Source organism: Arcicella lustrica, assembly GCF_034930985.1.
In the GTDB taxonomy this organism is placed as follows: Bacteria; Bacteroidota; Bacteroidia; order Cytophagales; family Spirosomataceae; genus Arcicella; species Arcicella lustrica.
In genome coordinates this window covers 55,652-69,199 of sequence record NZ_JAYGIM010000004.1, presented here as the reverse complement: position 1 = coordinate 69,199, position 13,548 = coordinate 55,652, and the positions used below count along the sequence as shown (strand labels likewise).

The window sequence follows — 13,548 nt, the reverse complement described above, 5'->3', positions numbered from 1 at the left end:
ATATTTTGAGATATTGGTTACTTTAAAAATCACAGAGCAAATTTAATACTGAAAGTTGTACCACGATTTAAGGTACTTTCAACAAATACTTTTCCATTCAATAATTCGGCGTAGCGAGCTACGATGTGTAAGCCCAAACCTGTTCCTTGAATATTGGTAACATTGGCGCCTCTGAAAAAACGGTCAAATAAATGTTTTTGGTCATCTTCTGAAATACCCACACCTTGGTCGGAAACCTTCAAGATAAGCATATTGTCGAGTTTTTCAGTAGAAATATTGATGACGGAATTCTCATTTGAGAACTTGATAGCATTTGAGCCTAAATTGATAATGATTTTTCGGAATAAAGATTTGTCTAAACAAACGATGGTTTCTCCAAAATGTTGATATGCTATTTGTTGATTTTTCTTGAGCATATTCTTGAGGTCGTTGGTACTTTCCTCTACTAATTTTGGTAATTCGAAATTTGCCAATTTAGCATTTACTTTTCCTTCTTCAAGTTTGCCAACAGAAAGGAACTCTTCCAGAATATCTGTTAAATTTCCAACGGCATTCATTATTCGTTGGGTATGGCGTTCTCTTTTTTCTTGGTCTTCAGATTTTGTATATTTCTCAATCAAGGAAGCCGCCGAAAGTATAGCCGTAAGAGGAGTTCTGAATTCATGTGAAGCCATGGCAACAAACCTAGATTTAAGCTCGCCTAAGTCCTTTTCTTTATTCAGTGCAACTTCGAGTTCTTTTTTAGATTGCTCCAGATTTTTAAGTGTTTCTACCAAAGCATTTGTTCTATTCACTACTTCTTTTTCAAGACTATTATTGAGTTTTTGAATCTCAGTAGTTTTGATTAATAAATCGGTTTCAGCTTTTTTCTTGAAAGTGGCATCATTGATAAAAGAAATATAGTAAGGTTTATCACCAGATTTAAAATGACTCAAGCTGATTTCTACAGGAAAAAGCGTACCATCTTTTTTACGAGCTTTTAAATCAAGACCAATCCCCATAGGTCTTGATTGCGGTTTATTGGTATAATTTGTATAGGTTTCACGGTGTTTTTCTCTGATATTTTGTGGAATCAGTATTTCCAATTGTTTACCTTCCAATTCTCCTTGTTCGTAGCCAAACATAACATTGGCAAAGCGATTAGATAAAATGATTACTCCTTCACGGTCAACCATAATTAATCCAATGGCAGAGTGCATAAACAATGCTTCAAAGCGATTATTATCATCCTTTAATTGTTGTTCCGCCTTTTTTTGGTATGAAATATCGTTAATACGCACCAAGTAATACTGAGTATCCTCACTTTCGAACATAGAGATTTGTAAAGTTCCCCAGAACTCAAGATGATTACTTGTTTCAAAAAGTGTATCTTCTATCCAAGTTTGATTCTCCTTTAAATGCTGATAGATTTTACTTTGGGTTTCAAGATTGAGTTTATCTTTTCTGAAACCACGTGGGTATTTAGCCGTAAAATCATCTAAATCAGTAGTTTCTAACATACTTAGCCCCACTTTGTTAATAAAAACATAACGATGAGTAGATATGTTATAGATACCCATAAAAGCTGGAGTATCTTCTAAAATAGTTTTTAAAAGTATAGTATTGATAGGGAAGTCCATAGTAATATTTTTTTGATAAATAAAGGTACAAATTTGCTTGATGCTAAGAAAATAAACTTGAGATATGTCAGCTTAATATATGATTTTTATACTAGGCAGTCCATTAAAAAGAGGAGAAATTTATAGTATAAAATTTAATAATTAAGAAAACAAACTATGGAGAAGGTAGAAAATAATGTTTATGATACTCAGGTATTTAAATATGGCGTGTATCATAAAGAGAACGTAAAATGGTTACAAAATCTAACTTTTTATCGAGAGGAATTATCATATTTTGATACATTGATTGAGGACGTAAAAGCTAAGAATACCATATTAGAAGTATTGAATCAGGTTTTTGTCTTTGAAAACCGACTACAAAGTCTGCATAGAGAATCAGACGAATTATTACAGGTGATTAATCAAGAACAATGGGGTTTTGTAGATGATGCCTTGGGTAAAGAGTTTTTATTAGGAGAAGAAATATGTACTCAACATTTTTCACTGCGTGAGCGTTATCAAGTTTTCGAAAATGAATTTATTCGTACAAAACACGATTTTTATAAATGTTTATCAAAAATACTTTAATCTTAGAATGTTATGAAATTTGATGTATGTCACCACGAAAACATGCAATGGATAGATTCATTGGCATTTTATGCTGATGAGTTGAAGTACTTCCAAAAGTTGATTGAAGAAGTAAAAAATAAAAATACTGAAGAAGAATTGTTGCTGGAAGTAAATACCTTCAACCAAGAGTTTAGTAATGCAAAAGAAGTAATTGAAAATTTACTAATTGGTATTAAAACTCAGGAAGAACGTTTTGCAGATTATGCTCAAGCCCAAAGTTTTTTATTTGATGAGCAAATGGAATTAATTCACGAACGACAAAGGTCAGCTTTCGAAACGCTTGAAAAAGACTTTATCTTACATAAACATCAGTTTTATCGTTTATTGGGTAAAATACTTTGATTCGGAAACCATTTTTTAGTTTTAAAGAGAAGGAGTTAGTACTTGTACTAGCTCTTTTTTTGTTGAATAGCATTAAACGTATAAATATAAAAATAGCATATTTTATATACGTTTTACTTGTTAAGTGATTAAATTCAACCTAAATTTATCAATCTTACATTTTTCATTTCCAATAAGTAAACTTCTTCGAAGCACCTTAGAACTATAATTGATGTATTATTACTTGTTTTCATATTTTTACTAAAACTATCATATCAGAATTTTAACTTTTAAATAATTTGACTAGACGCTTTATGAAAAAACTCTTTTACTTTCTAATTGCATTTGGTATTACTAGCCAAGTAGTAGCACAATCCATTCCCTCATCACAAGAACCGCCAATTTTAACTGAATATCAGTATGGAAGAAACTCTATTAGTATCCAATTTGGAACAATGGGTTTTGGTGGAGAAGTAGCTCAAGCATTAAAACTAGACAATTCCTTGAACCTCAGAATTGGTGTTAGTTATTTTGATGTCAGTATGTTTGTTACCCCGCCCATTACAATTTCGCTTGGCGATGATGCTTCCGATATTGATGTTACTCCAAAAGTTAAATCAATATTGATAGATGCTTTTGTGGATTATCATCCATTTAAAAACAAGTCTTTCAAATTAGTTGGAGGCTTGGCTTATGGAACAGGAGATTCTGAAGTAATGGCAGAACCCACAATTAAAACAGGTACTTTTAAATTTGCATCAGACTTTCAAATGGATGCTGAAGATTTCGGAAAAGCGAATCTTAAAGTATCTGGAAATGCTATTCGCCCATACGTAGGTTTTGGCTTTGGTAGAGCGATTCCTAAAAGACGTGTAGGTTTTGGCTTTGAGTTAGGGACTTATTATTCTGGTTCGCCTAAATTGACGTTAGACCGTTCTGGAGTTGTAGAGACACTTATTACTGATGCCAACATTCTGAGTATTCAGAATAATGTCAAAAACTATTCATTTATTCCAAAACTATCTTTTTCGATTAGAGTTAAAATCTAATTTATAAAGGGTAATTACGGTCTAAAATCTTTAATTCTAAGATTGATGAATGATGCGTGGGCAATTCCTTAAAAAGAAATCACACAATCATTTGTTGAAATTTAACTTAAAACGATATTTCAGAAGATGAAAAAATATATTAATTACGCAATTTTAATTTTTGCTGCCATTACAATAAGTTATTCCTGCACGCCACCTTTAGAGGGTGTTCAGTTTAAATTTCCAGACGCTGTTACTGGGTCAAGTATTATTGTACAGTACTCTCAAGCAAATGATAATGTAGGAGAAGTGCCAAATACAATGAATGTACGTATTGGTGGAAAAGATTCTTCAAAAGTGGTTGATAGCTTTAACAAAAAAGTTTATAAACCCAAAAATGGTATCATGATTTTAGCGTTAAAACCAGGCACAGTTGCAAGCGCTGCTTCACCGATTAAATTTTCAATCATTACAGAAAGTGAAGGTTATTTGAAGGAAATTACTCCTATCGAGATAACCAGTAATGATGAACAAAAAGTTATCATTAAAATCACTAAAATTGCCACACCGCCTGAAGGTACAACCGTGATTCAAAAAGCCGAAGATGCTGATAATACCGGAAAAACCACAAAAGCTATTCAAATCACTACACCAGCTTTAGCTGGAAGCAGTCATAATGCTACATTGAGTATCAATGCTGGAATTACAATAAAAGATGCTGTTGGAAGCCCTGTAGCTGGGAAATTGAATGTTGTATTAGTACAAGTTGACCCTAAAAAATCAAGTGTAATTGTAAATAAGCAACAAGCTGGAATGAAAGTTGTTGACAAGAACGATAACGCTATTCCTAATTTCAGTATCAATCCAATTTCAGCGGTGAGTGCGGAAATTTCAAACGAAAGTAGCCAGAAAGTAAAAACATTCTCTGCACCGATTGAAATTAAATTTCAGTTTGGAGTAGGTACTAAAAATTCGGCAGGACAAGATATTAAAGAAGGAGATGTTTTAAGTTTTGCAAGTTACGATGAAGATGCTAAAACCTTAAAATATGAAGGCACAAGTACTGTTAAGAAAAATGGGAATGTGTTGGAATTTGTAGCCTCAGTAAATCATTTAACAGAATTTTACTGTGGTGATTTATTATCAGAATGCTCTAATCTTAAATTAAATGTTTTAAGTGATCCTCTTTATGTTGGAGAAACAATACATACAACTGTGGTAGATAATAGCGGAAGAGTATTATTTAATGAATCTCATGGATTAGGTACAACATTAAATTGTAAACTTTTTGTGCAAGGTCAAATAGGAGGGAATGCGCCAACTTCATCTAATATCACTGTAACGACAAAAAGTATTACTGGAAAAACTCTTTTTACCAAAACACTTAATATAAGTTGTGCTAATGTAAATGCAGTAACAAATGTTGATGTTGCGTTGATAAGTCCAATCAACTACGTTAAGATAACAATTAATCCTAAATGCGATAATGGTTTTGCCTTTAAGATTGGAGACGTTCAGGCTGCTGCAGACTTAAAAGATGGAAAAGGATATACAAGTATTGGTGTATTAAAAGCAACAGCTGATAATAAATTGGTTGCTCAGAGTACACTTTTAAATAGAGGAGAAAAATATAACTTTATGTTCAATCTTGGTGGAATTTGGTATTATCAGAACGATTTGTGGATTGATAATTCAGCAGAATTGAATTCTAATTTTAGTTTACCTTCGTTTTTATGTAAATAAGGTCAATCAATACAAACAAAAAGGCTTCCGAATTCGGAAGCCTTTTTCATGAATATTCACCCTAAAACTAATGTAATAATTCTTCTAGTCCTGCTATTTTTCCTATTTTTGAATTGCACTCTTTATAGTATTCGTTTTCCCAATCACTTAAATTTTCGATGGTTTTATCTGCAATATTTGTTAAAGCTTCATTGGTTAAAAAGGCTTGATGCCCTGTTATTAACACATTTTTATGTGCTAATAAAGCCAAAAGCAATTCGTCTTTTTTCTCTTTTTCTTCGTGATTTTTAAAGAAAATACCTCTTTCTTTTTCGTAAACATCTAAACCTAAATAGGCTATTTTTCCAGTCTTTAAAGCTTCAAGTACTTCTTTGGTATTAATAATTCCTCCACGACTAGTATTTATCAACATTACACCGTCTTTCATTTTAGCGATACTCTCTTGATTGATTAAATACTTTGTTTGAGGGGTAAAAGGTAAATGTAAAGTAATAATATCTGCCTCTGCATAAAGTGTATCTAGCGAAACATACGCAAAATGTTGAGTCAAAGCTTTCGTATAGTCATGTTTTATATCATAAACTAATACTTTACAACCAAAACCATTTAAAATTTTGGCTACAATCGAACCGATTTCACCCAGTCCAATAATCCCAACTGTTTTTTTATTCAAATCAAAACCAATCAGCGGAGCTAAGTCGAATTGATATTGATGAGCATTTTCGTTTGCTAGGATTAATTTTCTGTTCAATGCCAACATCATTCCAATGGTATGTTCGGCTATTGAATATGGCGAGTATGAAGGTACATTGCCAACTTTAATATCCATTTGTTTGGCTGCAATAAGGTCGATATGGTCTGTTCCTACCGACCGTGTCGCAATATATCTCACACCTGATTCTCGCAGTAATTGTAAAACTTCTGCGGAGGCATCATCATTGGTAAAAACAGAAACTGCATCATAACCAGCAGATAAAATGGCGGTTTCAGCTGCTAAACTTTGATTACTAAAATTAGTTTCGTGTTTATCTTGATTGGCGTCAATAAGGTATTGTTTTTCAAATTCCTTAACACTATAAAAAAAAGTCTTCATTTGAGCTAGATTTAGATGAATTTGACGGTCAAGACAAAATCGTTGTTGTCTTAACTTTATTCTGTGGATAAAAACAATGATTATTTATCTGTTTTCTTGGGTCAAAATTACATACTTCTCTAGCTTTGAACTATGATATTTGTTAGTACAATTATTGATTGAATGCAGTGAATTTAATTGATAAACTCCCAAGCACTTTGGTAAGCATTTAGGTTTTCGGCATATTCTATAAAATCTGCATAAAAAGGAAATTGTGCGAGTGTTGCACTATCGCCAATGATGACTAATTTTTTTCTAGCACGAGTCATCGCCACGTTCATTCGACGGATGTCGGATAAGAAACCAATCGCACCTTCTGCATTGCTTCTAGTCATGCTGATATAAACGATGTCTCGTTCTTGTCCTTGAAAACTATCAATTGTATTTACCGAAATTTTATCTGTAAAAATTTGTAATGCTGGCGTATGTGCAAGCTGTTCTTTCAGTAAACTTACTTGCTGTTTGTAAGGCGATATAATGGCTACAGTTGGAAACTTTTCAGGTTTGTATTCTAAAGCCAATTCATCACTAAATAAGCTAAGATGTTTCATCAAAAGTGCGACTTCTTCTGGATTTGTTGAGCTAGTTCCTTCAATTTTTTCTTCAAAACCACAGCCAGCAGTATCAATAAATAGCAAAGGGGTATTATCACTTTTCAAAGTGTGATTTGCCACCGAAGTATGCGCTTTGAGTTTATTTTGATAGAATACTTGTGAAGAATAACCCATAATTTGCTCGTGCATTCGGTATTGTTCAGCCAATAAAGTAACTGATTCGGGATGTAAAGCGATACATTTTTCAAACAAAGTAACATCCAAACCATTTTTCGCCGCTTCGTTTGATTTAATCGTTGGCGATAATTGACAATGGTCGCCAGCCAGAATTACTTTCTGGGCTTTCAAAATCGGAATCCAACAAGCAGGCTCTAAGGCTTGACCAGCTTCGTCGATGATAACGGTATCAAATTTTAAATTTCTTACGGTATAATGCGTTGCGCCGACTAAAGTTGCCGTAACTACTTGTGCTTTTGCCACCAAATCATCAATGATGTACTGTTCGGTATTGCCGACTTCCTTCATGATTTTATGGGCTTCCTCAAAAAGTAATTTACGTTGGTCACGTTCCGATTTTCCGAAACTACGCTTATACTTATGTGCCATATTTTTGTATTCCTGTGCCTGTTTTTTGAGTTTTTTAGCATCACGAATCATAGAATGGTCAGCCATTTTATAATCTAAAGTAAGGGCTAATTGTTTTTCATTTACTCTGGCTGGATTTCCAACACGTAATACATTTAAACCTTCTTCATGTAGTTTTTCACTCAATAAATCTACAGCAGTATTACTTGGAGCAACCACTAAAATTTTCTGATTATCTTTTTGAATCAATGCTTTTATCGCTTGAATCAAAGTCGTCGTTTTTCCAGTGCCTGGAGGACCATGAACAATGGCTAATTCGTTGGCAGATAATATTTTATTGACTGCTTCATTTTGCCAAGTGTTCAAGCGGGGAATTGAAACGCTTGGTAAGTTCTCTTGAAAAGTAGGTGTTTTTTCGCCAATTAATACTTGTACTAAATTACTTTCGGATTTTTCAGCCAATGTATCAGCTTGTTTAAGAGCCGACTGCATTTCATCAAAACTATTGTCGTCAAACAACACATCAATTCCTAATTTCCCATCACGACTCCACTCTGGTAATTCGTCCGTTTTCAAAGTAATTTTTAAACGATTGCCATTTTGATGTGAAACTGTTCCTTCAATTCTATCATTTTGTGGGTCGTGATTACTGAAAAGTACAGCAGGCATTCCAAATCTGAATTGATGAGGAAGATCTTGATGAGTAGTGCGTTCGATTTCAACCGTGAGATAATCTCCACGACCAATTTCTGAACTTCGAATCGCAATAGGATACCAAGTAAGTCCGTTCGCTCGGCGTTCGCTCACGGATGATTTTTCAGTAAGTTGGATGTACTGATTCAGACTTTCATCTCTTTCAGTTTTTAGTAAGTTGAGTAGTTTTTTGAAATAATCCATACACAAAGGTAATGGATTATTCACTTTTCAGAGAAATGACTTGTTCAGAAGCTCAAGCAAATTTCTGTTTATGAAGTTTTCGGGCGTAAAAGTAGGGAAGAGCTAATAATGAAATAAAGTAAATAATGATGGAGAAATAATTGAAAAGTTCGGGCAAAGTCAACACAAGTATAATCGTTATTAATGCCCCCAAAACCTGTATTTTTCCTAAAAATCTTTTTGCTTTTTTGTTTATTTCTTCGTCATCAAAGTAAAAGCTGATTGTTTCTTGATTGACTTCAATATTTGCACGGTAGTTTCCTACAATCATCATCCAAATCAAATACATTACACAAGTAATTTTGGATCTGAGATAATATCTTTTACATATAAAACCAATATTGCAAAAGAACTGATAGCCATAAAAAGCATGAGGTATTGCCAAATTTGTATGTATTTTTCTGCGTTTGGATGTTCTGTGAGTTTAAGGTCACGTTTAGCACCCCAATACCAAAAGTAAAACCCTAACAATGCACCTGAAGTTACACCAACAATGAAGTCTGTACTTTTGCCCAATCCTCCTTCAAAAAAAGCAGTAACATAAAAAGAGCCAGCCATAAAAAGCACAATCAAGATTTCCAGCAATATAGATTTGAGTTTCATGTTTTATTAAATTTAGAAGTTATTATCTGATAATTATGTTTGAAAACAGACTTTAAAATGTCCATATTTCTGTTCCATATAAAACTTTTACTTTCGTCCTATTTTTTAAATAATCGTTGTAATTATTAGAATTCGTAAAATCTATTTTTGTCCCATCGCACTTATATTGGTGAATATTAGTGGAGGAGCAAAGTGAGCATTGAATCTCAATTACATTATCTCCTTTGTAACCATATAAGACCACACCGTTAATTTTTTCAGAATTTATCCTATAAAATTCCCTAAACTTCATTTCATCAGCTAACCAATTCAAATCATTTATAGGGTCTTTTGTACCACAAACTAATATGTCGGTATCGAGCGTAGGATTTACCTCTTTTTTACAGGATGAGAAAACAGATAAGAATACACCTGCTATTAATATTAAAAATGATTTCGTTTTCATAATAATTTTTATTGGTTTTAGATAATTAGAGAAATAGCTGTAATCGGTTTAGGATGAGTTGTTTATATTCTGTAAAATATAATTCAAATATATAGATTATGCTGATATTGTTTGATTTTTAGATAAGTAATTTATAAAAAACATTAGACAAAAAAAGCGACTTCTTCATCAAGAAAAAGTCGCTTTTTTATTATTAAAATATACCTTTAAACTAAAGCCAATACTGGAATATCACAATGATTTACCACATCTTCAGTAACACTTCCTGCAAAAAGTAAACTTAATCCTTTTCTGCTATTGGTTGTTAAAACAATCATATCAGTTTTCATGTCTTTCGCACAAGCAATAATACCTTTGGCAATGCTGTAATAATTATAAATCAAGAAATCCATTTCTTTGATACCCAATTCTTCACCTAGTTTAAACATTTTTTCGGTAGTAGTATGGCTATCCTCAAAACCATCAGGAGTATTGATAAACACAAAAGTTAATTTAGCTTTTGTAGCATGTAATTTTTTGATGAATTCAGTCGAAACCCTTGTTTCAAAATCTACCGCTACCATGATGCGTTTCATTTTGAATTTTTTGTCTGATTCTTTGACAATCAGTACTGGGCAATGTGAATTTCTGATAACAGATTCTGCATTTGAACGACTCAATAAGTCTTTCCATCCTTCAGCACCTGTTGAACCCATCACGATTAAATCTACATCAGATTGTTGTGTGATGGCATCTTCAATTGGAAGATAACTATCTCCTAAAATTGGAGTAATCGTCACGCCATCATAAATGGGTGCTTCAGCAATTTTATGAAGTTTTTTTGTCGCTTCTTCTACTTCGTATTTATATAAATCCAAATCTAAATTTGGCATCATTGTTACAGGAAATGGATCTGCACTAATCATGTAGTGCATTGGCTGAGCATGGAAAAGTAATATTTCGGCTTTTGATTGCTGAGCGATTTCTACGGCTGTATCTAATGCAAGCAATGAAAGGTTAGAAAAGTCGGTTGGAACAAGTATTTTTTTCATGGCAATGTTAGTTTAATTCAGGTTATGCTATTGAAACGCATATTAATAATAACGAGTTTCAAAAGATATAATTATAAATATTTTTGGTTAGTTTTTTGTTTTTTCGTGACAGATAGGAATTTGTTGGCTAATCGGTACTTTTTCAAACTTTGGACTAATATATGGAATTCCTAAATTCAAACCTCTAAAAATAAAAAAAACAGCTAATATCAATGAGTAAACGGGAAGATATTTGTTGATTTTCTGCCGAACGTTCAAGCTTAAAAACTTAGGTAAAATACTCACTGAAAACATTAATGGGGCTGTTCCTAAACCAAAAAGTGCCATGAAAATAGCCCCATCAATCGGAGATGTGGTAGCTGTTGCACCTGCTAAAGCAAGATATACAGTACCACATGGTAAAAGTCCGTTGAGTGTGCCTAAAATTAAAAAACCAATTAGTGAGTGGGTATTTAGCAACGAGCCGACACTTTTTTTTAAAATACTTGAAATTTGATAAAATGGATTGAAACGAATTGATTTACTCGGAATCATCAACATGAGCATCAATACTCCAATCGAAATAGATAATTGTTGTTGAAAACCAGCTACAAAAATTTCTCCTCCGAAATAGCCAAAAACATAACCCAGTGTTCCGTAAGTAATAATTCTTCCTAGATTGTATAAAACACGTGCAAAAATTGCTTGAACATCAGTAAGCTTCCCGACGGGTAAGGCTAGGGCAATTGGACCACACATACCAACACAATGAAAACTGCCAGCCAAACCCGTCATGAAAGCGATGGAAAAAAGAATGTTCATGATTAAAATGGTGTTTCACGAAATGAAATTCCGTGTTACGGAAATATTAAAAATGGTTAATGGTTAAGTCTAAAAACGATTAACGAACGACAAACTCATCTTCTAAATAGTACTCTCTAATTCCATCCGTCCAAGTAGCTTGTATTTTCCACTTTCCTTTTTCTAATTTTTCGGTAGAATAATTGAAAATTGGTTGTTTTTTAACAGGGACGGTAAAGTCTAAACGTTTATCTGAAGGACGAAAGAATGTTACACTTCCATCATTTACATTGGTTGGAAAACCGATTCTCAAAGTTTGGTTTTCAGAGGAATAAGTCATGGCATTGTTTATATTGAGATTTGACGAATTCTTACGTTTATTAATTTGTGATTGATAATTGATTTCGTTTTTGTAATAATCTTTATTCACTAAATCTACATTGGTAGTAGCCATTTTGTAAACCATTGTGCCTATAAAACCTGCAAAGATGATAAAACATAAAACGATTGATTTCCCCCAGTTCATAATATTGTTTTTATGATTCAAATCTACTGTACAATTCTTGAAAAAAATATGAGTTTTGTTAGTCTTTTTGATGAAAAAAGCTAGGAGACTTTAGACTAAAGAAACAAGATGTAAGAAACAAGAATTAAAATTTAGAGCTTGAAGTTAGTTATCTAATATCTTGCCTTTAATATCTTGTATCTTGCTTCTTTCGTCTAAAATCTTGCCTCTCTCTACAAAATTGGCCCTAAAAACTTTGTCTTTACATGATCAATCACTTTTCCATCAGAAATTACTTCAATCTCAATTTTTACACTTCCATCTGTTAAAGATTTATTCGGAATTTCGATGAAAAACGAAGATTCTGCCACTTCGCCTGGCTGAACAATAATCGCTTTTCCAATCATTTTAATCTGGGCATTCTGCTGATTAATTTTTAATTGAATCGGCATTGTTTGATAGCTTTTGTTCAAAACCTGAACATTATAAAGATTTGAAACAGAACCATTTTTGTTTTCTTGGTAAGTCAAACCTGGCGCACGCAAAATGGTAGTTTCAACGATATTTCTGGTCAATAATAAATAAGCCAATACACTTAACAAAGCCACTAACACAAAAGAGTAAGAAGCAATTCTAAAATTGAATTTAAGCTTTGTTTTTTGCTCAATACCTTCTTGCGAAGCATAACGAATCAATCCACGTGGTTCACTGATTTTGTCCATTACTTCGTCGCAAGCGTCAATACAAGCGGTACAGCCTATACATTCTAATTGCGTTCCGTTTCGGATGTCGATACCCGTCGGACATACTTGTACGCAAATTTTACAGTCGATACAAGAACCATGAGCTACGGGAGCTTTTTCTTTTTCTTCGGCTGTTTGTTTCTTGCCACGAGGTTCGCCACGCAAGAAATCATAAGCGACGACTATAGATTTTTTATCTAACATTACACCTTGCAAACGCCCATAAGGACAAACTACAATACAAACCAGTTCACGAAAACGGGCGAAAACAAAGTAAAAAACAGCAGTGAAAATAATAATCGCAAAAAGCCCAGCAAGATGGTCGAGCGGATTATCTAAAATGATAGCAAACAATTCTCTTTTACCGATAATATAAGCCAAGAAAGTATTCGCAATCAGAAATGAGAGTAATACAAAAATGCTGTGTTTGAGGGTTTTCTTCCAGATTTTTTCGGTAGTCCAAGGCTCATTATCTAATCTTCTTTGTGCATTGTGGTCGCCTTCAATTAATACTTCTACTTTTCTGAAAAGCATTTCCATAAAAATGGTTTGTGGACAAGCCCAACCACACCAAATTCTACCAAAAATAACCGTAAATAGAATGACAAATACGATAAAAGTAAGCAAGCCAATGGCAACTAAATGAAAATCTTGTGGGAAAAAAGTTACCCCCCAAAAGATAAATTTTCTTTCAATGACATTAAAAAGAAACACGGGATGTCCATCTACTTCAATCAATGGAAGTCCGAAGAGTAATCCCAACAATAACCAAGAGAAATAAGTACGAAGCTTATAAAAATTTCCGATGACGATACGAGGGTAAATCCAGATTCGTTTACCAGTTTCCGTCACATTCGAAAGATGATCTCGGTAATTGCTCGTATCTATTTTTGCTTGTTTCATAATTGTTGTAG

14 protein-coding genes are annotated in these 13,548 nt (G+C 33.2%); 4 read left to right on the top strand and 10 right to left on the bottom strand.

Annotated elements, in window-relative coordinates; translation table 11 throughout:
- Window positions 1-29: 29 nt before the first annotated feature.
- Complete coding sequence (locus VB798_RS05725) at window positions 30-1,619, bottom strand: sensor histidine kinase (RefSeq protein ID WP_323256893.1); 1,590 nt, start codon at window positions 1,617-1,619, stop codon at window positions 30-32.
- 156 nt (window positions 1,620-1,775) lie between these two features.
- Between VB798_RS05725 and VB798_RS05720 the strand changes: the two genes are divergently transcribed.
- The 4 genes from VB798_RS05720 (at window position 1,776) to VB798_RS05705 (ending at window position 5,320) form a co-directional block, all read left to right on the top strand.
- Window positions 1,776-2,186 (top strand): hypothetical protein, encoded by a 411-nt coding sequence (locus VB798_RS05720; protein WP_323256891.1) that lies wholly within the window; start codon window positions 1,776-1,778, stop codon window positions 2,184-2,186.
- Between the two features lie 12 nt (window positions 2,187-2,198).
- A complete protein-coding gene (locus VB798_RS05715) occupies window positions 2,199-2,570 on the top strand; it encodes a hypothetical protein (protein WP_323256889.1) in 372 nt (123 codons plus the stop codon).
- Window positions 2,571-2,863: 293 nt separating this feature from the next.
- On the top strand, window positions 2,864-3,598 hold the full coding sequence (locus tag VB798_RS05710; RefSeq protein WP_323256887.1) for a hypothetical protein: 735 nt from the start codon (window positions 2,864-2,866) through the stop codon (window positions 3,596-3,598).
- A 126-nt stretch (window positions 3,599-3,724) separates the two neighbouring features.
- Complete coding sequence (locus VB798_RS05705) at window positions 3,725-5,320, top strand: hypothetical protein (protein WP_323256885.1); 1,596 nt, start codon at window positions 3,725-3,727, stop codon at window positions 5,318-5,320.
- 67 nt (window positions 5,321-5,387) lie between these two features.
- On the opposite strand, the gene VB798_RS05700 is transcribed toward VB798_RS05705, so the two are convergent.
- From VB798_RS05700 to ccoG, 9 genes are all read right to left on the bottom strand, one after another.
- Complete coding sequence (locus VB798_RS05700; protein WP_323256883.1) at window positions 5,388-6,413, bottom strand: 2-hydroxyacid dehydrogenase; 1,026 nt, start codon at window positions 6,411-6,413, stop codon at window positions 5,388-5,390.
- A 173-nt stretch (window positions 6,414-6,586) separates the two neighbouring features.
- A complete protein-coding gene (locus VB798_RS05695) occupies window positions 6,587-8,488 on the bottom strand; it encodes an AAA domain-containing protein (protein ID WP_323257251.1) in 1,902 nt (633 codons plus the stop codon).
- A gap of 52 nt (window positions 8,489-8,540) precedes the next feature.
- Window positions 8,541-8,816 carry an SdpI family protein gene (locus VB798_RS05690; protein WP_323256881.1) on the bottom strand — a complete coding sequence of 92 codons (276 nt, stop codon included), beginning with the start codon at window positions 8,814-8,816 and terminating at the stop codon, window positions 8,541-8,543.
- Window positions 8,816-9,130: a hypothetical protein gene (locus tag VB798_RS05685; RefSeq protein WP_323256879.1), complete on the bottom strand. Its 315-nt coding sequence runs from the start codon at window positions 9,128-9,130 to the stop codon at window positions 8,816-8,818. Before VB798_RS05685 ends, VB798_RS05690 begins: the two co-directional genes overlap by 1 nt.
- Window positions 9,131-9,182: 52 nt before the next feature.
- Window positions 9,183-9,575 carry a hypothetical protein gene (locus VB798_RS05680; protein WP_323256877.1) on the bottom strand — a complete coding sequence of 131 codons (393 nt, stop codon included), beginning with the start codon at window positions 9,573-9,575 and terminating at the stop codon, window positions 9,183-9,185.
- A 206-nt stretch (window positions 9,576-9,781) separates the two neighbouring features.
- On the bottom strand, window positions 9,782-10,606 hold the full coding sequence (locus tag VB798_RS05675; protein ID WP_323256875.1) for a universal stress protein: 825 nt from the start codon (window positions 10,604-10,606) through the stop codon (window positions 9,782-9,784).
- Between the two features lie 87 nt (window positions 10,607-10,693).
- Window positions 10,694-11,407: a sulfite exporter TauE/SafE family protein gene (locus VB798_RS05670; protein ID WP_323256873.1), complete on the bottom strand. Its 714-nt coding sequence runs from the start codon at window positions 11,405-11,407 to the stop codon at window positions 10,694-10,696.
- A 79-nt stretch (window positions 11,408-11,486) separates the two neighbouring features.
- Window positions 11,487-11,912, bottom strand: a complete 426-nt coding sequence (locus VB798_RS05665; RefSeq protein ID WP_323256871.1) for a FixH family protein — start codon at window positions 11,910-11,912, stop codon at window positions 11,487-11,489.
- 212 nt (window positions 11,913-12,124) lie between these two features.
- Window positions 12,125-13,537, bottom strand: coding sequence for a cytochrome c oxidase accessory protein CcoG (gene ccoG / locus VB798_RS05660; RefSeq protein WP_323256869.1), 1,413 nt, complete (start codon window positions 13,535-13,537; stop codon window positions 12,125-12,127).
- Window positions 13,538-13,548: the final 11 nt, after the last annotated feature.